We start from the raw sequence: 22,375 nt of genomic DNA on the forward strand, positions 1-22,375 counted from the left end.
GTGTTCCGATACAACGGGCGGTGGCGTCGTGTCGCCGCCGCGGCGATGCTGACCCTGACCGCGACGCTGACGGCGTGCGGCGGCGACGACTCCACGGAGACCTCGACCACCGACGGTGCCGAGGCGGCCGCCGGCGACTTCCCGCGGACCATCACCCACCACAAGGGCGAGACCGAGATCGAGAGCCAGCCCGAGCGCGTCGTGGCGCTGGACAACAGCCTGGTCGAGGCCGTCGTGGCGCTGGAGCGGCCACTGGTCGGCGGCATCTCCAGCTACCGGGACCTGACCGGCTTCCCGGAGTACCTCGGCGACGCGGTGGCCGACACCGAGGAGGTCGGGCCGCTGGAGTCACCCGACCTGGAGGCCATCGCGCTGCTCGAGCCGGATCTGATCGTCTCGGCCAGCGTCCGCCACGACGCCCTGTACGACGAGCTGTCGGCCATCGCACCGACCGTGTTCGTCGAGACCACGGGCCCGACCTGGAAAGACAACATCAGGTTGCTGGCGGAGGCACTCGGCACCGAGGACCTGGCCGACGAGGTGCTGACCGAGTACGAGACCCGGGCGGCAGAGCTCGGCGCGGCCATCAACGAGGCGGCCGGCGACCCGACGGTGTCGATGGTCCGCTTCCTCGACGGACCGACGCGCCTCTATGCCAACGCATCGTTCAGCGGCATCGTCTTCCAGGACATGGGCCTGGCCCGCCCGGCGCCCCAGGACGTCGACGAGTTCGCCGTCGAGATCGGCGAGGAGGAGATCCGCCAGGCCGACGGCGACCACATCTTCGTCACCATGTTCTCCGGCGGGGAGGAGTCCGAGGAGCGGTTCCTGCGCAACCCGCTGTGGGGCCAGCTGGCCGGTGTCCAGGCCGGCAACGTGCACGAGGTGGCCGACGAGATCTGGATGACCTCCGTCAGCGTCCAGGGTGCGCACATGATGATGGACGACATGGCGGAGATCTTCGACGTCGACCCGATGACGGGTTGAGTCGTTCGGGCCGCTGGGATCGGTTGACGCCCCTGATAAGGTCTCCGCCCTGGCTGAATGGTGCCGGAGGGGTTCCCGATCGACATCAGGAGGACCGCGATGAGTCCGGACCCCGCCAGCCTCCCCGCCCCCATACCGCCGCTCGACGCCGCGCAGTTGGTCAGTGCGTTGTACCGCGAGCACGACGTGCGGCTCGAACTGGTCGGCGTCGCGCCGGGCGGTGAGGTCGGCGCCGCCTTCGTCCGCTGGCCGGACGGCCGGGACGGCGTGCTCACCCGGGCCGGTGACGGCTCGGGTGAGTCCGAGGCGTCGTTGCGCGCGACCGCCGAGGTACTCGAGCTGGCGAGGACCCACGGCGTGCCCGCGCCGCGCTACGACCTGATCGCCGCGGTGGACGGCGCGCACGTCGTCGTCCAGGAACGGTTGCCTGGCGCGCTGCCCGAGGCCGTCGATGCCCTGCTGGTCGACCGGATGGTCGCCGCCACACAGGTGTGGTCCGGGCTCCTCGCCGGCCGTACCGAGCTGGAGCCGCCGTCGCTGTACCTGACCGATAGCGGCCCGGGCTTCTGCCTGCACGAGTCGCTGAGTCGCTACGACGCGAGGACCCGCGGACTGCTCGGACAGGTCCGCGAGATCGGCCGCGGGATCGGCGAGCTGACCGGCGAGGACCTGGTGCACCTCGACTTCCACCCGGGCAACGTCCTGGTCGACGCCACCGGCACGATCACCGGGATCGTCGACTGGGACGGCTGGGGCCGAGGCGACCGCTGGTTCGCGCTGGAGGTGCTGGCGTTCAACCTGAGCCGGCTACGTGCCGACCCGCTGGTCCGTCGTCGGCTGGACGAGTTGATCACCGCGTCCGTCGCCCCGGAGCGGTTGCTGGCCTACCGGGCACACCTCGGTCTGCGACAGGTCGACTGGGCGATCCGTCACCACGGCCCGGCCGAGGTCGACTTCTGGCTCGGCACCGCCGCGGACCGGCTCACCACGTGACAACGCAGTATCGTGCGGCCATGTGGCTGGATCGTCTGCTCGGCTCCTGGCGGTTCACCATGAACCACTCGGCGATGCCCGAGCCCGTCACCGGGCGGCAGCGCTATGTCGGGCGCTTCCGCGGCGCCGATGCCATCGACTGTGCCGGCGAGTACTCCCGCGACCTCGGCGCCACTTGGCAGCACGACTTCACGATGACCTGCAGCCGCATCGAGTGAGGCCACCATGAGTGAGGCAGAAGTACACCTTCAGGCCGCCGTGCTCCACGTCAGCAGCCTGGACCGCGCGATCGACTTCTACACGGAGCTGCTGGGGTTGGAGGTGGCGCGCCGTACCGCGGACGCTGCCGTTCTCGCCACCCGCAGCGGAACCTCCACCATCGCCATGCGGGAGCGGCACGTCCAGCACGTCACCGACCGCACGGTGCAGGCACTGGTGTGGCGCCTGCCCACGATCGGCCTGCTGGACGAGCTCGAGCAGCGGCTAAGCCGCCTGACGTCGAGGTCCACCAGGCACGTGCTGACCGAGGACGCCATCACCCTGCTCAGTGCGTGGGACCCGGAGGGGCAGCGGCTCGTGTTCCTGCATCACGACGGCGACAACGACCTGCCGCGGGACATCCCCGCGGAGGTGTTCTGGTACTGAAGGGCTGCATGACGTCAGCGGTCGACGGCGGGGAGGATGGGCAGGCCGCGGTCGGTGTCGAACGCCCAGACGTCGGTGAAGTCCCAGCCCATGGCCTCATACGTGGCCTGGCTGGCCGCCTCGGCGGCGGTGCGGGTCTGGCCGTTCAGGGTGTCCGGCCCCGTCTCGGAGACGGACTGGTTGGCGGCGACGACGGCGTCGGAGGCGGCGTTGCCGACGAGGGTTGCGGTGTTGCCGGCGAGCACCCGGGCGACGACGCGGTGGGCGTAGCCGGTGGCGACCACCTGGGAGTTGAGGGCCATGTTGTCGCGGACGGTGGTGCCGGTGTACGCATAGCCGCTGATCCCGCCGGCGTTGGCGTTGCCGACCACCTCGACGTGCCCGGTGGCGTAGGTGCGTTCGGTGAGGCTGCCGACCCCGGTGATGCCGACGACGCCGCCGGCCTGGCGGCCCCCGGTGGCGTACACGGCGGCGGTGGAATAGCTGTCGCGCAGCTGTCCGTAGGAGTAGCCGACGACGCCGCCGACGGTGCTGCCGCCGGCGATCATCCCCGAGGTGGTGACCCGCTCGACGATGCCGTGGCTGGTGTCGATTAGGATGCCGACGTTGGCGGCGGGGGTCTCGACATGGGCACGGTCGACGGCGACGTCGTGGAGGTGGCCGTCGGCGGTGACGAGCGGGAAGAGGCCGCCGGCGGCGGAGGTGAACCCGGTGATCCGGTGACCGGCTCCGTCGAGCTCGCCCGAGAACCCGGTGCGGGCGACGGTGAGGCCGGGAAGGTCGCTGAGGTCGAGGTCGGCCGCCAGCCGGTAGTGCTGGTCGGCGAATCGGGTCACCTGGGCGAGGTCGGCGTCGGCGGAGACGAGGTAGGCGCCGTCGGTGTCGCGCGGAAGCGTCGGGGTGCCGGGCTCGGATGACGGCGGGGTCGCGTCCTCGGTGACCGCACGCAACACCGGGCGCAGGCCGTCGCCCTCCCAGGTCCAGACCGTGTCCAGGTCCCAGCCGAGGGTGTCGCGGTAGAACGCAGGATCCTGGGTCTGTTCGGTGGTCGCGGTGGCTCCCATGAGGTTGTCCGCGGCGGGTGCGTCGGGCACGCTCTGCACGGCGGCGTCCACGGTCTGCGCGGCCCAGTTGCCGATGAGGGTGGCGGTGTTGCCGGCGAGCACCCGGCCGAGCACGCGGTGGGCGTAGCTCGGCGCTGTCACGGTCGGGTTCAGCGCGACGGAGTCCCGCAGCACCGTGCCGGTGTAGCCGTAGCCGGCGACGCCGCCGGTGTTGCGGGTGGACGCGCTGACCGGCCCGGCGGCGTAGACCCGCTCCGTCGTCGACCCCGCGAGAGCCACGCCCACGGCGCCGCCGGCCTCGGTGCCGTTGCTGTGCACCCGGGCGGTGGAGTACGCGTCGCGGAGGACGCCGGCGTTGTCGCCGACGATCCCGCCGGCCCGGGAACCGGCCGTGAGCAGGCCGGTCGTGTAGACGCGCTCCATGGTGCCGGTGTTCGTGTCGGCGAGGATGCCGCCGCGCGCGGTGGCGATGGCGACATCGGCGTCGACGATCGCCAGGTCGCGGATGGTGCCCGCGTTGACACCGACGAGCCCGCCGTGCGTGGTGGTGAGCCCGGTGAGGGTGTGCCCGTCGCCGTCCAGGTCGCCGGTGAACGGTTCGGCGTCGCCGATCTTGTCGATGTGCTGGCCGGTCAGGTCGAGGTCGGCGGCCAGCTGGTAGGACGCGGCCGGGTCGTTCGCGATCTTGCCGAAGTCGTCGGCGGAGTCGAGGAGGTACGGGTCGGCGGCCGTGCCGGCGCCGGCCAGGCCCTCCTGCAGGACGACCGCGGGGCGCAGCTCCTCGCCGCGGTCCGGGCTGTCCCAGAAGCGCAGCTTCACGGTGTCGTTGGCGGCGACGGACAGGGCGGTGCCGAAAGCGACCCACTGCTCCGCGCCGCGGTGGTCGAGGTCGACCTCGGTCAGGCGCCGGTCGAGGAGCTGTTGGCCGCCGGCGTCGTACCGGACCGCCTCGACGGTGACCGTGTCGCGGCTGCCCGGGTGGCTGATCAGCCCGACGCCGTCGACGGCGCCGCCGACGATGCCCGCGGTGCTGACCGTCCAGGTGCCGCGGGGGCGCTCGATGGTCGCGCTGTCGACCACCCGCCCGCCGACGGTGTACGTCGTGAGCGACAGCTCCTGACCGCTCGCCCGCAGGACACTGCCCATCTGGGTGTCCTCGTCGTCGACGACATCGTCCCACGGCTGCTCGGCGTTGGTGCCGAAATGCGGTCCCGCGGCGCCGAGCGTCACGAACGTCGTCCCCGCCGCTGCCTCCTCCGGGGTCAGCGCGAGCCGGCCGTCGTAGATCGTGGAGCGCTTGTAGACGTTGTCGTGACCGCCGACGTAGAGGTCGACGCCGAGCCGCTGGAACAGGCGGGCGATCTCCTCGCGCCGCTCGCCCATCCCCGGGCCGTCCGCACCGGCGCCGCCGAAGAACGACTGGTGACCCACCACGACGTTCCACGGTTGGTCCGAGGCGTGGATGTCCTCGACCAGCCAGTCCAGCTGGGCTTCGAGGTCGTGGACGGTGTTGAGGACGGCCACGTGGACGTCGCCGCGGTCGAAGGAGTACGCGGACTCCCCGATGGGTCCGTCGTCGGGCAGGGCGTACATGCCGGAGAAGATGGCGTTGCGCTCCGGCGACACGATGTTGTACTCCAGGTCGCCGTCGCTCTCGGCGTCACCGACGACCGGCGCCAGCTGCAGGTCGATGCCGTCGACGACGTGGTCGAACGCGTCCTCCCAGTACTCGCGGTTGGCACCGCGCGGCACGAGGTCGCCCGTCTGCACGACGGTGTCGCCGCCTGGTGCCTGCTCGCGCAGCGCCGTGAGCATGCCGGGCAGCAGCTCGAGGTCGGCGGGCTCGCGGGAGTCCGCGGCGAGGTCGCCGAGCAGGTAGATCGGCCGGTTCTGCCCGCCGCCAACCCGGAAGGTGCCCTGCACCTCGGTCCACGCGGGGTCGTTCGGCCCCGGGGCGACGCCGTCGACCGCCACCCCGAAGCGGTACTCGTACCGCGTATGGTCCCGCAGCCCGGTCAGCTCGAACTCGTGGCCGCGCAGGGGTTGTCCGGTCACCGTGTCCTGGTAGACGTCGCCAGGCTTGCCGATCGTGTTGATCTCGTACGTGGTGTCGCCGGTCGAGGTGAGGACCTCGGTGCTGCGCCAGGTGCGGTGGCCGACCGGCCGGACCTGTGCGTACACCTGGTCGACGGTGGCGTCGGTCGTGACGCTGAGGCCGGCGGTCCCGGGCTCGGCGCCGACCGTGGCGACACTGCCGAGGTGCTGGAAGACGCCGGCGGGGTCGGCGCCGTCCTGGGTCACCTCCAGACGGAGCAGCTCCGCGCCGATGTTGCCGGCGTCGTCGGTCGCCTTCACGACGATGACGTGATCGGAGTAGCCGCGGACGGTGAAGCCGCCGTCGACGACGCGAACCTGGCCGTTGTCGTCCCACACCTCGTAGGTGACCGTCGGCGCGTCACCGCCGTCGTCGTCGGCGGTGACCTCGGGCAGCTCGACGCGGTCGCCATAGGCCACCTCGGCCGGCGCCGCCGGGTCGATCGTGATCGTCGGTGCGTAGTCCGCGCCGCGGGTGGTCTCACCGACCCACACCGGCGCGGACACGACCACGTCGCCGTCGGCCTGGGTGGCCACGAGGTAGAAGTAGTCGCCGTCGGCGGCGGGTAGCTCGTGGGTGGCGCGCACCTCCCGGCCCGAGACGTCCGGGACGTCGTAGGCCACCGCACCGCCGTTCGTGAGCACCCGGACGGAGGAGAACGACTCCGCCGCGTCGGCGTCGGTGAGGCCGATGTCGAGGGTGGCGGTGGTGGTGTCCGACGGCAGCACCGAGCCCATCAGCTCCCCGTTGACGCCGAACTCCAGGACACTGTTCACGTCCTGCGTGGAGTACATGCTCCGGTCGCGCATCGCCTGGTAGACGGCCGCCTGGCTCTTCTCCGTCGCCCAGACCCCGGTGATCGACTCGTCGCCGGTCACCCAGTCGGCGCTGTGCTCGTCGCCGTTCCATACCGGCGCCAGGTGCCACCCCTTGTCGAGGGCGATCTGGAACTGCGCCAGGTTCGTGGCGTTCTTGACCTCGATCAGGTCCACCCGCTCGTCCACCTCACGGTCCAGGTGGGCGAACCCGGCGAACGCGCCCTTGCCGTTGGGATCGGGGTGGTTGAACTGCGCGATCGCGTCCGGGTCCTGCTTGAGCCGGGCGTAGAAGGTCGGCAGGTCGTACTTGAGGTCGCCGGTGGCGGCGCCGAACGAGAGCGAGTCGCCCTCGCTGCGGGCGGTCACCAGCCAGTCGGTGTCGAACAGGTTCATGTGGCCGGAGTCGTCGTACCAGGTGATCTCCTCGGCCGGGATCGTCACCAGGTCGTTCTGGGAGGCGTTGAACGAGTCGGTCGCCTCGTGCAGGTAGCGCCACTCGTCGGACACCGCGTGCTGCCAGTCGGTGGTGAAGTCGTCGCTGTTGCGCCGGTCGTACAGCACGTCGTGCTCGGAGACGGTGAAGAAGTCCGCGTCGCTGTTGGCGGCCACGTGCTCGAACGCGTCCAGCGGCAACCGCACGCCGTCGCTGACCTCGGTGTGTGCGTGGAACTCGCCGGTGAAGTGGGTCTTGCCGAGATACGCCGGACGATCGTCGGCGATGGTCGTCATGGCGGTGGTGGCCGGCGCGGCCGAGCTGGTGGATACCGCGGGGGTGAGGATGACCAGGGCCCCTGCTGACATCGCGCCGATACGGATGAATCGTGTGGCCACGGACACCTGCGACTCCTCTGTACGGACGGGACGATCCGGCATGAAGCAGCCGAAAGGATGCCGTCCGGGCGTGACCGCCGTCTACTGTCCGAGTCGACGGGAGGTGTCGGGGCGATGAATGGTTGTGCCGCGCTTCGGTGCAGAGGTTGTCGCGATGAACGACGACAAGACGGACCCGCCGGTGGTGGCTTCGTGTGCCAAGGACCGTGATCGGGCGGGCCAACGCGACGCGGTCGGCGCAAGGTCTAGGTGACGTCGTCGCCTCGCCGCACGCGCACGACGGTGTCGACGAGGGTGGCGTTCTGGCCGTCAGGGCCGGTCGCCGCGCGCGGCCGCACCTCGGCGACGTCGACGACCCACGGCTGCGCGCGCAGGCCGATGGCGTCGACCAGCTCGTCCGGCGTCGGGAAGTGGACGTCGACGTCGTGATCGTGGTGCCTGGCCCACGGCGGGAAGGCGGCGTGCGAGACGACCAGGAGCGTGCCGCCGGGACGGAGCGCGCCGGCGGCCGTCGCCAGGATTCGCTCGGACGGCAGGTCGATGGGGGACTGGAAGAACTGGGCGGAGACGAGGTCGTAGGTCTCGTCGGGGGTCCACCTGCCGAGGTCGTGCTGGACCCAGGTGATCCGGTCGGCGACACCGGCGTCGGCGGCGTGGTCGGCGGCGCGGGCCAGCGCGGTGGACGAGATGTCGACCGCGGTCACCGTCCAACCGCGGCGCGCCAGCCAGACGGCGTCCGCGCCCTCGCCACAGCCCAGGTCGGCGGCGTGACCGGGTGCGAGCGCCCCGACCTCCGTGACCAGCACGGGATTGGGGTTGCCGCTCCAGATCCGCTCGTTCTCCTGGTACCTGGCGTTCCAGAACTCCGCCGCGTCGGTGGTCTGTGGCATGCCGTTCAAGGCGTCGTCGTCTTCCGTGGTCGGGGTCACCGCCGCATCGTGTCCGCCGCCCCGCAGCGATCGCAAGTTGCTGTGCCGAATCGGCAAATCCGCACGGCCGCGGGTCCTGCTGCGCCGCCAGTCGCGTTCACCGATCAGCCGACCCCGCACACGGTGCGGGTGGACCTGCGCGGCGGCGGGCACGTGCCGATGTCCGACGTCCCCGACGACGTGGTCGCGGCCATCCTGGCGACGACGGCCCGAGCCGTCGGCTCAGGCGGGCCGATCGGCGCCGGAGCGAACCAGATCGCGGTGCCGTGCGTCCAAATGACCATGCGTGGACGATCTCGGACCGGCCGGCGGGCGCTGGCCGTTGTCGTCACCACCGTCGTCGCCGTCGTCGCCTCGGGCTGCGGCGGCGACGTCGACGTGGCCCGCTCGGAGGCGCCGCGGCAGGACGCCACCGCCGACGACGCACGGGCGGCCGGTGAGGTGGTCAACACCCTGGCCGCGAGCCTGTACGCGCCGCTGGCCGCGGGCGGCGAGGCCAACCTCGTCTACTCGCCGGCGAGCATAGGGATCGCCCTGAGCATGCTGCGCACGGGGGCGAGCGGCGCGTCGGCCGAGCAGCTCGACACTCTCCTCGGTACCGACGATCCGGATCAACTGCAGCAGGCGTTCAACTCGCTCGACCAGGCCTTGGACGAACGCTCGGGCGAACGCGAGAACGCCGACGGTGAATCCGCCGAGGTGGCGCTCTCGTCGGCCAACTCGCTGTGGGCGCAGGACGGCGCGGAGTGGGAGGAGCCGTTCCTCGACGCCCTGGCCCGCTACTACGACGCCGGCGTGCGCCAGGTCGACTTCGCCGACGCGCCGGCCGCGCGGGACGCCATCAACGGCTGGGTGGCCGACAACACCGAGGACAAGATCAGCGAACTGATCCCCGCCGACGCCCTCAGCGCCGCCACGAAGCTCGTCCTCGTCAACGCCCTGTACGCGAAGGCGCCCTGGGACACCGCCTTCGACGACGTGGGGGAGCGCGACTTCACCACCGCCGACGGCCAGGTCCAGCAGGCGCCCGCGATGACCGCCCAGACGACGATGCCTTACCAGGCAGGCGACGGCTGGCAGGCGGTGGCCATTCCGTACGCGGGCGGCGAGCTGGCGATGACGCTGCTGGTGCCGGACGCGGGTGCGTTCGACGCCGTCGAAGGGAGCCTCGACGGTGCGCTCCTCGGCACGATCCTCGCCAACGAGCAGACCGCGATGGTCGACCTCCAGCTGCCGAAGTTCGACCTGCGAACCACGACGACCCTCTCCGAGACCCTGGCCGGACTCGGTGTCACCGCGCCGTTCGATCCGCGGACCACCGACTTCGCGCCCATGAGCTCCGACCCGGACGTCGTGCCGCTGGTCGTCAGCGAGGTCCGGCACGAGGCCACCATCACCGTCGACGAGGAAGGCACCGAGGCGGCCGCCGCCACCTCGGTCGAGATGGACACCGGCGCCGCACCGCCGGACGACAACGTCGAGCTCATCGTCGACCGCCCCTTCGTCTTCGTGCTGCACGACGTCGCTACCGCAACGCCGCTGTTCGTCGGCCGCGTCACCGACCCGCTCGCCTGATCCGCGCAGGACGGTAACCATGCCCAAGGCAGCCGAGCCGCCGCCACCGGTCGTCGACTGGCGGACGATCGTCGCCTTCGAGATCACCACGAAGGAGCGGACGACGGGACGGTTCGTCAAGAAGCTCGTCGCGGGGAGACTCGCGGTGCGAACCCCGCTCGGCGACGCCGCCGACGCCCCGCTCGCTCCGTGCGCGTTCTTCAAGCCCAGCATCCACGGCATCGGCGTGGCGAGGCGCTTGTTTCTCGACGAGGACGCCACCAGCACCCTGGTGAGCGTGGACGATCGGGAGACCGTCGGCGACGAGCACCACTTCCGGGTGCGCGACGGCGACGGCGCACAGATCGGACTCGTGCGGCGCATCCCGCCGTCGGCCCGGCCGCTGAAACACACGTGGCGGGTCGACCAGCCCGGCCGGCCGGAGATCGTCGGCCGCAACGAGTGGACCGGCGTGGGGTCCGCGCTCACCGGTGGGGCAGCCGGGACGGTGCTCGCCCGCGCGCGGATGGGGGTGACCTGCGTGGAATCGTTGCCGGCGGGTATTCCTCTCCGGGTGCTGACGAAGCACGGGGGACAGGGCCGATGGCCGGTCGGCTCGCCTGGCTCGAAAGGATGTGAATCCCGATGGACGTCACCGAATCCTGGAACGACGCGCTCAACGCCGTGATCACGTTCCTGCCGAAGCTCGCGGCGTTCCTGGTGATCCTGTTCGTCGGCTGGCTGGTCGCGAAGGCACTGCGCAAGCTGGTCGATGTCGTCCTGGAGCGAGTGGGCTTCGACCGCGCGGTTGAGCGCGGCGGCGTCAAACGAGCACTGGAACGGTCGAAGTACGACGCCAGCGGGCTGATCGCGACCCTGGTCTACTACGCCGTGCTGCTGATCGCCCTTCAGATGGCCTTCGGCGTCTTCGGGCCCAACCCCGTCAGCGACCTGCTGTCCGACATCGTCGCCTGGCTGCCGCAGGCGATCGTCGCGGTGGTGATCGTGGTCGTCGCGACGGCGGTCGCGACGGCGCTCGCCGACATCATCGGGAGTGCGCTCGGCGGCCTGAGCTACGGGCGCCTGGTCGCTCGCATCGTGCAGATCTTCGTCATCGCGCTCGGCGTGATCGCCGCGCTGAACCAGATCGGCGTCGCGACCGCGGTGACCACCCCGGTGCTGATCGCCGTCCTGGCGACGGTCGCCGGCGTCGTCATCATCGGTGTCGGCGGCGGCCTGCTCCGTCCCATGGAACAGCGCTGGGAGCGCTGGCTGCGGCGTGCCGAGCAGGAGATCCCGCAGGCGCGGGCCAGCAGTGAGGCCTACCAGCGCGGTCGAGAGGACGCGCTGAGGGCTGAGGAGGCTCCGACCGAGATGCCCCCGGCCGGCGCGACCACCCCGCCCGCCGGCGCGGTCCCGCCGTCCGGCACGTCCCAGCCTTCGGACACCACGCCGCCGGCTGGCACGGTCCCACCGGCCGGGACGTCCCCCTGGGGGTCCGATGACGCCGGCCGGCGGCCTTAGTCGCCGTGCGGGTGAATCCGTCCGCCTGAACGACTAGGAGGACGCCAGCGGGTCGACGTCGCCGCCCGCGATGCTGGCCATGGCCGGATCGGCCATGGCCAGGATGCTGACGCCGGCGAGTCGCAGCGACACCCAGTCCGGGGCGTCCCAGTTCGGCGTGCCCGGTGCCCGGCCGCGTTCCTGGGCGACGTCCTCGATGCCGCGGGCGTAGTTGGCCAGCTCCGCCGGGCCGGTGTCTTCACCGCTGAGCAGCAGGATGTCGCGGACAGCGGCGGCGTGCTGGTCGACGGCGGCGAGCCGGCCCGCGGGCCATTCGGACAGGTCGGCCATCCCGAGTCGGTCGGCGAGCGAGGCGAGCTCGCGCTGGGCTGCGGTCCTTCTGCGGCGGGGGGCCAACCAGTTCATGGCTGCCCAGGGTAATGGTGCCCGTGGGTGGCCCTCGGCCGGGGTGTCGGGTCGTGCGCACAGCCGCCGGCCGATCAGGGCTGGTCGGCCGTCGTGGCGCGGCGCGTCGGTCCGAGGACCACGCCGAGCAGCACCATGGCGGCGGCGAGGCCGAGATGCAGCCAGTCGTCGGCGGCGTTGAGAGGCACGAAGTTCGCGGAGCTGTCCTTGTCGACCAGCAGCCCGTACAGCCACAGGATCGCGTAGACGAGCCCGCCCCAGATGAGGTACGCCCGTGCGCCGGTGGCCGTCCTGGCCAGTGCCAGCCCGGCGACGCCGAACAGCAGGTGGACGATGTTGTGCAGGATCGAGACCTGGAAGATCCCCAGTAGCTCGGCTTCGGAGTCGTGGCCGGCGAACTCCATGGTGTCGAAGTCGGTGGTGATGCCCGGTATGAAGCCGAGCACACCGACCGCCAGGAAGACGACTCCGACGATGGTGGCGGCGGTCTGCACCGGTGTCGCGGTCATGCCGCTCCTGCCCACGCCCTGTGTCATGGTTCTGCTCCCCCTTCGTGAGCCGGCCGCCGACGACGATGTGCCGTCGAGCACGGTCGGGCGGCGAGCACCGCCGGGGCGCGATGCCTCCGACGTCGCCGTGCCGGGCATGTACCCACCGGCGCGGTCACGCATGCCGGCCCGGCGCGCACGCCGACCGCGGCACGATGCAGTGAAGCGTCCGCCTTGGCTTGGCCCCCCGGCCTCGCTTCGGCCCTCCCGCCACCAACGGGTGGGGTGGCCGCCATCGCGCCGACGGTTGACCGGACGGGGGAGCGGCCGGTAGCTTCGACCCCCCGTAGCGACGCCTGTGGAGCTGCTGGGAGGGGAGTTGTCCCTCTCCAGCTTCCAGGAGGTCCACACCGTGTCCGGTGGTTCGCTGCTCGCTCATCGCGATTTCCGTCTCCTTCTCCTCGGCCAGACCACGAGCCAGTTCGGTGCCCAGGTCAGCGGCATCGCGGTCCCGTTGCTGGCCGTGCTTACACTCGATGCCTCGCCGTTCGAGGTTGGCTTGATCGCGGCCGCGTCGACCGTCGCGTTCGCCGTGATCGGGCTGCCGGCCGGGGCCTGGCTGGACCGGTGGCCGCGCCGGCCGGTGCTTGTCGCGAGCGACGTCGTCCGCGCCGTGTCGCTCGCCACCATCCCGCTGGCCGCGTGGTTCGGTGTGCTCACGATCGCGCAGCTGGTCGTGATCGCGCTGCTGACCGGGGTGGCCCGGGTGTTCTTCGACGTCGGCTACCAGGCCTACGTCCCATCGATCGTCGGGCGCGACCGGGTGCTCGCCGGGAACTCCGCCATGGAGACGATGCGCGCGTCGGGCCAGTTCGTGGGGCCTGGGCTGGGCGGGTGGCTGGTCGCCGTCGCCGGCGCGGCGAACGTCGTGTTCGTGCAGGCGGTGACGTTCGCGGTCTCAGCGGCGTCCATCGCGGCCATCCGGCACCAGGAGGCGGGCGGATCGCGCCCGCCGGCGGCCGGCACGTCGCTGCGGGCCGACATCGGCGAGGGTCTGCGGTTCGTCCTACGCCATCGGGTGCTGCGAGCGATCGCGGTGGCCAGCGCACTGTCGAACCTCGCGTTCGCGCTGGCGTCGGCGGTCACGTTCGTCTTCCTGGCTCGCACGCTGCAGCTGTCGCCGACGGTGATCGGGCTGGTGGTGGCCGGCGGCTCGGCGACGGTGATGGCGGGCGCCGTGCTGACGCCATGGCTGGCGCGCAGGATCGGCAGCGCGCGCATCGTCTGGCTGTCGCTGGCGGTGACCGGGCCGCTCACCCTGCTGATCCCGCTCGCGCGGCCCGGATGGACGGCCGTGACGTTCACCGTCATCGGGATGGCTGCCGGCGAGCTGGGGCAGATCGTCTACGCAGTCAGCAGCCTCAGCCTGCGCCAGCGGCTGTGCCCGGACCGGTTGCTCGCCCGGGTGAGTGCCACCATGCGGTTCCTGGTGATGGCGGCGTTCCCGCTGGGAGCGCTGCTCGGCGGCGTCCTCGGCGAGACGGCGGGGCTGCGTCCCGCGCTGTGGGTCTGCGGTGTCCTGCTGGTGCTCGCGCCGGCGCCCCTCGTGCTCGCGCTGCGCCGGTGGCCCCATGATCATCAACCGGTGGCGACGTCATAGCGTCGCCACCGGTTGATGATCATGGGACAGCCCGCGCGCGCGAACGCGGCGAAGACCGCCCGCTCCGGGTCGCCGGGGACCAGACGCCTGTCCGGACGGCTTAGCCGGGCGGTGAGGTGCGGGTCCCGGGTCAGCCGCCCGGTGCCCGGCGGCTCCGTTGGTCGTGCGCGAACTCGCTGCGAGCGCGGACGCCGAGCAGCATCTTCCGGGTCATGATCAGCACGACTGGGTCCACCAGCTCGCCACCGACCCGGGGCAGGCGGGCGGCCAGCCTGGCCGCCGACGTGGCACGGCCGCGCACCAGCAGCCGGCAGGCGCCGGGTGCGTCCTCGACCATCACGAAGGCCCAGGTGGCATGCCATGGGTGCTGCGGCGGATGCTGGCTGAGCACCAGCGCCTTGCCCGGGTCGACGCGGGCTACCTGGAAGGCATAGTCGTCGCGCGGACCCTGCGCCCCCGGTGGCGCGGCCCGGACCGGGGTGCCGACGGCGAGGTGGTGCCAAGTGCCGCCGGTGACGTCGCCGCGCAGGTCCAGGCCGAACGGGTTCTCCAGCCAGTCGTAGCTGTACCGCCCGCCGTGCTCGCGGCCGATCTGCACGAGCCAGCGCCAGACCTCGTCTCGCGGTGCGTGGATGGTGACCGCGCGAGTGCTGGTGGAGGCGGCCTCCGTGACCAGGTCGTCCCCGGGGAGCGGGCGGGTGACCTCGTCGGGCGTCGCGCCCCGGTTCCGCAGCCGGGCGCGGGCGGCGAGCGCGGCGTTCGTCGACGCCGTCAGGGCGACCGTGGCGACGACGGCGCGACGGCGATCCCGGGCGTGACGATGCGCGGCCCACGGGCCACCGTGCCGGTCACGGATCGTGTGCATACCGTCGAGGACAACACGTCCTCGGGACGGGGAAAAGGGACCAACGTCCTGACCGCGGCGGGCCGTCCGCACCGTCTGCTGAGGCCCCGATGTCCGAGGTCATGGCCCCTGCCGCTGCCGGCGGGCATCCTCGACACTGCTCCGTGCGGGTGTAACACTGGTGCGGGGCTCGGAGGGGGACGCATGGGGAGCGCATCCGAACAGATCCTGCCGAAGCTGCCTTTGGAGGAGCTGCTCGGCGAAGTACAGGCACGTTTGCAGGCGGTGGTGGCCGCCCAGAACGGCGTGCACGCGTTGCTCGAGGCGGTCGTCTCCATCGGTCGCGACCTCGAGCTGGAGACAGTGCTGCGACGCATCGTGGAGGCGGCGATCCGGCTGGTCGACTGCCGGTTCGGTGCGCTGGGGGTGGTCGGCGGCGACGGCCAGCTCGCGCAGTTCATCCCGATCGGGGTGACGGAGGGCGAGATCGCCCGGATCGCGGAGTGGCCGCACGGCCGCGGACTCCTCGGGCTGCTGATCAAGGAGCCGGAGGCGCTGCGACTGGAGGAGATCTCCGAGCACCCCGAGTCGTACGGGTTCCCTGACGGCCACCCGCCGATGAGTACGTTCCTCGGGGTCCCGATCCGGGTCCGCGACGAGGTGTTCGGCAACCTCTACCTGACCGAGAAGAACGGCGGCCGGCACTTCGACGCGCAGGACGAGACCATCGTGACGGCGCTGGCCACGGCCGCGGGCATCGCCATCGACAACGCCCGCCAGTACGACGCCACCCGCCGGCGCGAGACCTGGCTGGACGCTTCGGGCGAGGTAACCCACGTGCTGCTGTCCGGCCGGGACGTGGGCGAGGCGCTACGCCTCATCGTGACCCACGCGCGGGCGATGACGTCGTCGGACACCGCCGTGGTCGCCGTTCCGGACATGGACGGCCGCACGATGCGGATCGCGGCGGCCGATGGCGCCGGCGCGGACGAGCTGAACGGGCTGGAGTTCACCGCCGAAGGCACGCTGTCCGCCGCGGTCGTGGCCTCCGGCGAGCCCCGCTCGGTGAACGAAATCCGCCGCCGGCCGGAGCCGTCGCCACTGCTCGACCGGCTGCCCAACGGGCCGGCCCTGCTGGTGCCGCTGGGCGCGAAGCCCCAGGTGCGCGGGGTGCTGGTGCTGGTGAAGCACCGGGGCGGCGCGCCGTTCTTCGGGCCGGCCAGCCGCATGGTGCACGCCTTCGCCAACCAGGCCGCCATCGGGCTCGAGCTGGCCGACGCCCGCCGCGAGACCGAACGGCACGGTCTGGTCGACGACCGCGAGCGCATCGCCCGCGACCTGCACGACGTAGTGGTGCAGCGGCTGTTCGCCAGCGCGATGAGCCTGACCGCCGCGGCCCGGCTGATCGACCGCCCGGACGTGGCGGCGCGGGTCGAGCGGGCCGTCGACGACCTCGACGCGACCATCCGGCAGATCCGGTCGACGATCTTCGCGCTGCAGTCGTCGTCGAAGGACGACGCCGCGCCGACGCTGCGCGGCCGGCTCGTCGGCGTGATGGAGTCGGCCGGGGAGCAGCTCGGGTTCGCCCCCGGCCTGCAGCTGATCGGCGCGCTGGACAACGCCGTGCCAGACGAGGTCGGCGAGCACCTGGTGCCCGTGCTGCAGGAGGCGCTGTCCAACGTGGTGCGCCACGCGCGGGCGTCGCGCGTCGACGTCATCGTGGCGGCGGCGGGCGGCCGAGTGCGGCTGGTGGTGTCCGACGACGGCATCGGGTTGCCGGCGCAGCGGCGCAACAGCGGTCTGGCCAACCTCGCCGAACGGGCCGACGCCCTGGGCGGGACGTTTGACGTGCGGCCGGGCGAGGCCGGCGGGACGGCGTTGACCTGGGAGGTGCCGCTGCGGTGAGCCTCACGCCTCGCGCGGCGGCTTGGCCTCGGACTTGAGCTGCGCCGCCAGCACCGCGGCCTGGGTGCGGCGGTTCAGGTCGAGTTTGGCGAGCAGGCTGGACACGTAGTTCTTGATGGTCTTCTCGGCCAGGAACATGCGCTCGCCGATCTGCCGGTTGGTGAGCCCTTCGCCGATCAGCTCGAGGATGCGCCGTTCCTGGTCGGTGAGCGCGGCCAGCGGGTCGGCCCGGGTGGCACGGTCGCGCAGCCCAGCCAGCATCCGGGCGGTGCTCTCCGGGTCGAGCAGCGACTTGCCCTCCGCCAGTGCCCGCACCGCGCCGATCAGGTCGGTCCCGTGGATCTGCTTGAGCACGTAGCCCGAGGCACCGGCCATGACGGCGTCGAAGAGAGCGTCGTCGTCGGCGAAGGAGGTCAGCATCAGGCACTGCAGCTGCGGCAGCCGGGAACGCATCTCGCGGCAGACGGTGACGCCGTCGCCGTCGGGCAGGCGGACGTCCAGGACGGCGACGTCGGGGCGCAACGCCGGGATGCGAGCCGTCGCCTGCGCGGCCGTGGCGGCCTCACCGACGACGTCGATGTCGGGCTCGGTCTCGAGCATGGCGGCGACGCCGCGCCGGACCACCTCGTGGTCGTCGAGCAGGAATACCCTGATCACGCGGTCGGTGCTCACATCGTCGACGGTACGGGGCGAATGGCTGCGGGGCGAGGACCAAGGTCCCGCGGCGGACGGGCCGGTCGACTCGAGCTGCCCGGACCCGGTGGGTCGGGACCTTCGGCCCTGGCCCGCGACGCCTTGCGCACGCAGCCTGGTGGAGTGAACGCGTTGATCCACGCCGACTCCGCCGGGCTCGAAAAACTCGACCGGACGACCTGTTATGCACTGTTGGCGACGGTGCCGATCGGCCGGATCGTGTTCACCGAGGCGGCGCTACCGGCGATCCAGCCGGTGAACTTCGTCCTGGACGGCGACGACGTCATCATCCGCACGGGTGTGGGGTCCAAGCTCGCCCAGGCGGCGCGGTCGGCCGTCGTGGCGTTCGAGGGCGACCAGTACGACGAAGCCGCCCTGACCGGATGGTCGGTCGTCCTGGTCGGCCGGGCCGAGCCGGTTGGTGACGAGGCCGAGCGGCACCGGTTGTCCACGCTCGGGCTGACGCCCTGGGCGCCGGGGGATCGACCCCACTTCATCCGCATCCGGCCGGAGATCGTGCGCGGGCGGCGCATCGTGTCCCGCCCCGATGCGCTCTGACCGGCGGCCGACCGTCCTCCTGCGCCGGGGACCAAGGTCCCGCCGCCCGGCGACGTTCGGCAGCAGCGGCACCGCCGGTCCCGGCGATGGACTGGGCGCAGAGCCGGTGCGGCCGGCGCCAACAGAAAGGGCCGGGACGATGACAACGTCCAGCAGCCACGACGTGCCTCTCCGGGGTGTTAGACCGCAGACCACCGTGGCCGTCAACGGGGCCGCCGTCCGCACGCACGCGCCCTCGCGCGCGCTTCGGTACACGCTCGCGGCGCTGCGGCTGGCGCTGGGCTGGACGTTCCTGTGGACGTTCCTGGACAAGACGTTCGGGCTGGGCTATGCGACGCCGGCGGAGAACGCCTGGATCGACGGCGGCAGCCCCACGACCGGGTACCTGTCCGGGGCGGACGGGCTGTTCGGAGACGCCTTCAACGACTTGGCCGGTCAGGGCTGGGCGGACTGGCTGTTCATGCTGGGCCTGCTCGGCATCGGGGTGGCGCTGATCCTGGGCATCGGCATGCGCGTCGCCGCCGTCGCCGGGGTGGTCATGCTGGGCCTGATGTACCTGGCCTCGCTGCCGCTGGACACCAACCCGTTCGTGGACGAGCACCTCGTCGAGGCCATTGCGCTCGTCGTCGTGGCGCTGACCAGTGCCGGCCGCTACTTCGGCTTCGGCCGGGTCTGGGAGTGGCTGCCGCTCGTCCGCCGGTACCGCTGGCTGGTGTGACCCGCCGGACCCCAAGACGCGTCGTGCGCCGGAACACCACGGGGGAGGGGTCCGGCGCGCGACGTCTGTCCAGGGTCTAGGCCGGGGCGCCGGTGATGTTCACCATCCAGCTCACACCGAAGGAGTCCACGCACATGCCGAAGGTGTCGCCCCACGGGGCCTGCTCAAGCGGCACGGTGACGGCGCCGCCGTCGGAGAGCTTCTCCCAGTAGCCGCGCAGCCGGGCCTCGTCGTCGCCGCTGAGCGAGACCGAGTGGCTGGAACCCGGCGTGTAGGGCATGGCGTTCGGTGTGTCCGCGGCCATGATGACAAGACCGTCGTCCGTGACCAGCATCGAGTGCATGATCTTGTTCGCTTCGCGCGGGTCCTCACTGGCCCCCAGCTCGGCGAAGGTGTTCATGGTCAGCTCGCCGCCGAAGACCGACCGATAGAACTCGATGGCCTGTCTGGCGGTGTCACGGAAGCCCAGGTACGGGTTCAAGCGAACGCTCACGGTCCGACCTCCTCGTCGTCGCGCGGTCGGGCTCTCGGCCCACGTCGACATTAGACCCGCCGGATGACCCCTGGGTGAATGGCAGCGGCGGACCTCGCGATGATTTCCGGGCGCGGCCGCGGTCGGACCAGTACCGGGCACCGGAGTCATGAGGAGATGGACATGGGCATCGTGCTGTCGAGCTTCTCGACCTCGCTGGACGGCTTCATCGCCGACCCCAGCGGTGATGTCGGGCCGCTCTTCGAGTGGTACTCCAACGGCGACGTCGAGGTGAAGCCGGCCGGCTACGACATCACCTTCCGGATGACCGAGGCCAGCGCACGGTACTGGCACGAGACGGTGACGGACCGGGAGGGCGCGTTCGTCTGCGGGCGAGGCATCTTCGACTACACCAGGGGCTGGGGCGGCGTGCCGCCGGGCGGCGTGCCGACGTTCGTCGTCACCCACCGGCCGCCGCCGGCTGACTGGCCGCCGATCCCGGAGGCGCCGTTCACCTTCGTCGGCGACCTGCCGACGGCGATGGAGCTGGCCCGCGCCGCCGCCGGAGACCGCGACATCGGCGTCGCCGGGCCGGACCTCGTCCAGCAGTGCCTCAACGCCGGGTACATCGACGAGGTCAGGATCGACCTCGTGCCGGTGCTCCTGCGCGAGGGCATCCGGTATTTCGACAACCTCGAGGACCGGGTGTTCCTGGAGGACCCGCGGATCGTGGAGGGGAAGCGGGTGACGCACCTGCGATACCGGGTGCGCCGCTGAGCCCTCGGGTCGCACGTCGGCCGGACGGTTGACCGCGACGGGGTCCGCGCCGGCCGGATGGCCGATGCGGACCCCGTCGTCGATCGGGTTCCGGAGGCGTCAGTGCAGGACGATGGGCGGCGCCTGGGAGGCGTCACCGTCGCCGTGGGCCTCGCCGTCATCGGTGCGCGGGTCGGTACGCAGCTCCTGCTTGGTCCGCGGCAGGAACAGCGCCGGGATCAGGCAAAGCACCACCAGCACGACTGCGACGGTGAACGTCGAGCCGAACGCCTCGGCCAGCGCGGACCGGCCGGCGGTCAGCACCTCCGGTGGCACCTGGTCGGCCTCGACCACACCCTGGACGACGCCGTTGTAAGCGGTCGCGGCCTGGTCGTTCAGGATCTGGTTGGTCAGGATGACCGACATGACCGCGGTGCCGATGGACCCGCCGGTCTGCTGGACGATGTTCATCAGCGTGGAGCCGCGGGCCACCTCGCCGTGGGTCAGGCTGGCCAGCGCCGCCGTCATGATCGGCATCATCGTCATCCCCATGCCCAGGCCCATGACGAACAACGAGCCCAGCAGCAGCGGGTACGACGTGTCGGCGGTGAGCTGGGTGAACGTGGTCATGCCCGCCGCGATGAGCACGATGCCGCCGAGCACCAGCTTGCCCGGCCCGGTCTTGTCGGTCAGCCGCCCGGCGATCGGCATGGTGATCATGGCGCCGAGGCCCTGTGGTGCCATCAATAGGCCGGCCATCAGCGTGGTCTCGTCGCGCACCTGCAGGTAGTAGCTCGGGAACAGGATGGCGGCACCCATGAACGCCACGATGAACAGCGACATGGTCACGACGGCGATGGTGAGGTGCCGGTTCAGGAACAGGTGCAGGTCGATCAGCGGATGGTCCTTGCGCAGCGCGTGGAACACGAACGCGACCACCAGAGCCAGACCGATGATGGCCGGGACCAGCACCTCGCCGGCCCGGACGGTGCCGTGCTCCGGGATGGACGACACGCCGTAGAGGAACGCGGCGAGGCCGGGGGAGAGCAGCGCCATGCCGACGAAGTCGAACGTCTCCGACGGCTGCGGCTGGTCCTTCGGCAGCACCCGGAACGCCGCGATGAAGGCGAAGATGCCGATGGGCAGGTTGATCAGGAAGATCCAGTGCCAGGTGGCGGCCTCGATCAGCCAGCCCCCGAGGATGGGGCCGCCGATCGGGCCGAGCAGCATGGGGATGCCCAGCACGGCCATGACCCGGCCGACGCGGTCCGGACCGGCCGCGCGGGTCATGATGGTCATGCCCAGCGGCATCAGCATGCCGCCGCCGAGGCCCTGCAGGATGCGCGCGCCGATCAGCGGGCCGATGTCCCAGGCCATGCTGCACAGCACCGAGCCGAGGACGAACAGCACCAGCGACGTCAGGTAGAGGCGCTTGGTGCCGAAGCGGTCGGCGGCCCAGCCGGTGATCGGGATGACCGCCGCGAGGGCCAGGGTGTAGGCCGTCATCGTCCACGCGACGGTGGCGTAGGTGGCGTTGAACTCGCTCTGGAACGTCGGCAGGGCGACACTGACGACCGTCACGTCGAGGATCGACATGATGGCGCCGAGCACCACGACGCCAGCGACCTTGAGTACCCCGCGGTCGAGCTTGTCGTCGTCGGACCCGACGTCAGGGGGTCCGGCAGGTGTGCTCATGAGTGGTGATCCTCCAGCTGTGACGGTGTTGCGTTGACGATCGGAGCGAGGGCGGCCTGCAGCCGCTCCCGGTCCACGGGGTGCAGCGACCTCGCATACGCCCGCAGCGCGCTCTGCCGGGCGGCGTCGATGTCGACGATGACGTCACGGCCCGCCTCCGACAAAGAGACGCGGCGGACGCGGCGGTCGTGCGGATCCTCGCGCCGGACGACCAGGCCGTGCGCGACGAGCCGGTCGACGTTGCGACCGGCGGTGGCCAGAGTGAGGTCGAGCTCGTCGGCGAGCTCGTTGATGGGGATGGGTTCGGTGTGCCGTGAGAGCGCCATGAGGCAGCGGAGCTGGGAGATCGACAGGTCCAGCGCGACCATCGAGTTCAGGTCCGACTCGGCCCGGGCGCAGCCGATCTGCCGGAGGAATGCCTCCAGCGAGGCGGCGAACTCGCCCTCGGCAGACTCGGACACCCGAGCATGATCCCGCGAATACTAACGGCCCTGCAACCATTGCGGACGTGATACCGATCACGTCGTCCCCGAATGAGGCCCTTCCGCCGCTCCCGTGGCGCGCGCGTAGCCTCGAATGATCACGTTCAGCACGAGATCTCGTGTCACACCATGCTCGCAATCATGATGATGCTCGGGGGATCCTGCTGAACGGCGACGCACTTCACGGAAACGTCTAGCGCTCTACCGTGAATGCAGGCCTGGTAGAGCACCAGAAGTCCTGGTGTTGTCGCCGATCGTT

Annotated in this window: 21 protein-coding genes; 12 read left to right on the top strand and 9 right to left on the bottom strand. The window is 71.4% G+C overall.

The features are described 5' to 3' along the window. Window positions 1–45: 45 nt before the first annotated feature. The 4 genes from E1269_RS07925 to E1269_RS07940 all read left to right on the top strand — a co-directional run bounded on the left by E1269_RS07925 (window position 46) and on the right by E1269_RS07940 (window position 2,625). Window positions 46–987, top strand: coding sequence for an ABC transporter substrate-binding protein (locus E1269_RS07925; RefSeq protein ID WP_131893284.1), 942 nt, complete (start codon window positions 46–48; stop codon window positions 985–987). 99 nt (window positions 988–1,086) lie between these two features. Then, window positions 1,087–1,980, top strand: a complete 894-nt coding sequence (locus E1269_RS07930; protein ID WP_162606278.1) for a phosphotransferase — start codon at window positions 1,087–1,089, stop codon at window positions 1,978–1,980. A 20-nt stretch (window positions 1,981–2,000) separates the two neighbouring features. Then, window positions 2,001–2,198 carry a hypothetical protein gene (locus E1269_RS07935; RefSeq protein WP_131893137.1) on the top strand — a complete coding sequence of 66 codons (198 nt, stop codon included), beginning with the start codon at window positions 2,001–2,003 and terminating at the stop codon, window positions 2,196–2,198. 7 nt (window positions 2,199–2,205) lie between these two features. Continuing rightward, window positions 2,206–2,625 (top strand): VOC family protein, encoded by a 420-nt coding sequence (locus E1269_RS07940; protein ID WP_131893139.1) that lies wholly within the window; start codon window positions 2,206–2,208, stop codon window positions 2,623–2,625. Window positions 2,626–2,639: 14 nt separating this feature from the next. On the opposite strand, the gene E1269_RS07945 is transcribed toward E1269_RS07940, so the two are convergent. Continuing rightward, window positions 2,640–7,433 (bottom strand): CehA/McbA family metallohydrolase, encoded by a 4,794-nt coding sequence (locus E1269_RS07945; protein ID WP_131893141.1) that lies wholly within the window; start codon window positions 7,431–7,433, stop codon window positions 2,640–2,642. Between the two features lie 245 nt (window positions 7,434–7,678). Next, entirely contained in the window at window positions 7,679–8,323 is a 645-nt protein-coding gene (locus tag E1269_RS07950) for a class I SAM-dependent methyltransferase (protein WP_131893286.1), read from the bottom strand. Between the two features lie 162 nt (window positions 8,324–8,485). On the opposite strand from E1269_RS07950, the gene E1269_RS07955 reads away from it, so the two are divergent. From E1269_RS07955 to E1269_RS07965, 3 genes are read left to right on the top strand one after another with little or no spacing between them, the layout of a single operon-like run. Then, window positions 8,486–9,937: a serpin family protein gene (locus tag E1269_RS07955; RefSeq protein ID WP_131893143.1), complete on the top strand. Its 1,452-nt coding sequence runs from the start codon at window positions 8,486–8,488 to the stop codon at window positions 9,935–9,937. Window positions 9,938–9,956: 19 nt separating this feature from the next. Further along, window positions 9,957–10,604, top strand: a complete 648-nt coding sequence (locus E1269_RS07960) for a hypothetical protein (RefSeq protein WP_131893145.1) — start codon at window positions 9,957–9,959, stop codon at window positions 10,602–10,604. Continuing rightward, on the top strand, window positions 10,562–11,440 hold the full coding sequence (locus E1269_RS07965) for a mechanosensitive ion channel family protein (RefSeq protein ID WP_131893147.1): 879 nt from the start codon (window positions 10,562–10,564) through the stop codon (window positions 11,438–11,440). Before E1269_RS07960 ends, E1269_RS07965 begins: the two co-directional genes overlap by 43 nt. A gap of 33 nt (window positions 11,441–11,473) precedes the next feature. On the opposite strand, the gene E1269_RS07970 is transcribed toward E1269_RS07965, so the two are convergent. Together E1269_RS07970 and E1269_RS07975 are read right to left on the bottom strand one after the other, a co-directional pair. Then, complete coding sequence (locus E1269_RS07970; protein WP_131893149.1) at window positions 11,474–11,845, bottom strand: DUF6401 family natural product biosynthesis protein; 372 nt, start codon at window positions 11,843–11,845, stop codon at window positions 11,474–11,476. A gap of 74 nt (window positions 11,846–11,919) precedes the next feature. After that, on the bottom strand, window positions 11,920–12,354 hold the full coding sequence (locus E1269_RS07975; RefSeq protein WP_131893151.1) for a DUF4383 domain-containing protein: 435 nt from the start codon (window positions 12,352–12,354) through the stop codon (window positions 11,920–11,922). A gap of 358 nt (window positions 12,355–12,712) precedes the next feature. Between E1269_RS07975 and E1269_RS07980 the strand changes: the two genes are divergently transcribed. Further along, entirely contained in the window at window positions 12,713–13,993 is a 1,281-nt protein-coding gene (locus tag E1269_RS07980; protein WP_203433152.1) for an MFS transporter, read from the top strand. Between the two features lie 130 nt (window positions 13,994–14,123). On the opposite strand, the gene E1269_RS07985 is transcribed toward E1269_RS07980, so the two are convergent. Then, entirely contained in the window at window positions 14,124–14,858 is a 735-nt protein-coding gene (locus tag E1269_RS07985) for an SRPBCC family protein (RefSeq protein ID WP_131893153.1), read from the bottom strand. 183 nt (window positions 14,859–15,041) lie between these two features. On the opposite strand from E1269_RS07985, the gene E1269_RS07990 reads away from it, so the two are divergent. After that, the gene (locus E1269_RS07990; protein WP_131893155.1) at window positions 15,042–16,742 is read left to right on the top strand and encodes a sensor histidine kinase; all 1,701 of its coding nucleotides are present in this window, start codon (window positions 15,042–15,044) and stop codon (window positions 16,740–16,742) included. A gap of 3 nt (window positions 16,743–16,745) precedes the next feature. Here the strand turns inward: E1269_RS07990 and E1269_RS07995 are convergent, their stop codons facing one another. After that, window positions 16,746–17,414 carry a response regulator gene (locus E1269_RS07995; protein ID WP_275264119.1) on the bottom strand — a complete coding sequence of 223 codons (669 nt, stop codon included), beginning with the start codon at window positions 17,412–17,414 and terminating at the stop codon, window positions 16,746–16,748. 144 nt (window positions 17,415–17,558) lie between these two features. Here E1269_RS07995 and E1269_RS08000 point away from each other — a divergent pair, with 144 nt between their 5' ends. Both E1269_RS08000 and E1269_RS08005 read left to right on the top strand, forming a co-directional pair. Further along, the gene (locus tag E1269_RS08000) at window positions 17,559–17,993 is read left to right on the top strand and encodes a pyridoxamine 5'-phosphate oxidase family protein (RefSeq protein WP_203433154.1); all 435 of its coding nucleotides are present in this window, start codon (window positions 17,559–17,561) and stop codon (window positions 17,991–17,993) included. Between the two features lie 139 nt (window positions 17,994–18,132). Next, on the top strand, window positions 18,133–18,711 hold the full coding sequence (locus E1269_RS08005; RefSeq protein WP_131893159.1) for a DoxX family membrane protein: 579 nt from the start codon (window positions 18,133–18,135) through the stop codon (window positions 18,709–18,711). Window positions 18,712–18,787: 76 nt separating this feature from the next. Here the strand turns inward: E1269_RS08005 and E1269_RS08010 are convergent, their stop codons facing one another. After that, a complete protein-coding gene (locus E1269_RS08010; protein ID WP_131893161.1) occupies window positions 18,788–19,204 on the bottom strand; it encodes a VOC family protein in 417 nt (138 codons plus the stop codon). 162 nt (window positions 19,205–19,366) lie between these two features. Between E1269_RS08010 and E1269_RS08015 the strand changes: the two genes are divergently transcribed. Then, window positions 19,367–19,960, top strand: a complete 594-nt coding sequence (locus E1269_RS08015; protein ID WP_131893163.1) for a dihydrofolate reductase family protein — start codon at window positions 19,367–19,369, stop codon at window positions 19,958–19,960. Between the two features lie 99 nt (window positions 19,961–20,059). Here the strand turns inward: E1269_RS08015 and E1269_RS08020 are convergent, their stop codons facing one another. Next, entirely contained in the window at window positions 20,060–21,634 is a 1,575-nt protein-coding gene (locus E1269_RS08020) for a DHA2 family efflux MFS transporter permease subunit (RefSeq protein WP_131893165.1), read from the bottom strand. Next, window positions 21,631–22,095, bottom strand: a complete 465-nt coding sequence (locus E1269_RS08025) for a MarR family winged helix-turn-helix transcriptional regulator (RefSeq protein ID WP_131893167.1) — start codon at window positions 22,093–22,095, stop codon at window positions 21,631–21,633. Before E1269_RS08025 ends, E1269_RS08020 begins: the two co-directional genes overlap by 4 nt. Between the last annotated feature and the right edge of the window lie 280 nt (window positions 22,096–22,375).

Source organism: Jiangella asiatica (assembly GCF_004349065.1).
In the GTDB taxonomy this organism is placed as follows: Bacteria; Actinomycetota; Actinomycetes; order Jiangellales; family Jiangellaceae; genus Jiangella; species Jiangella asiatica.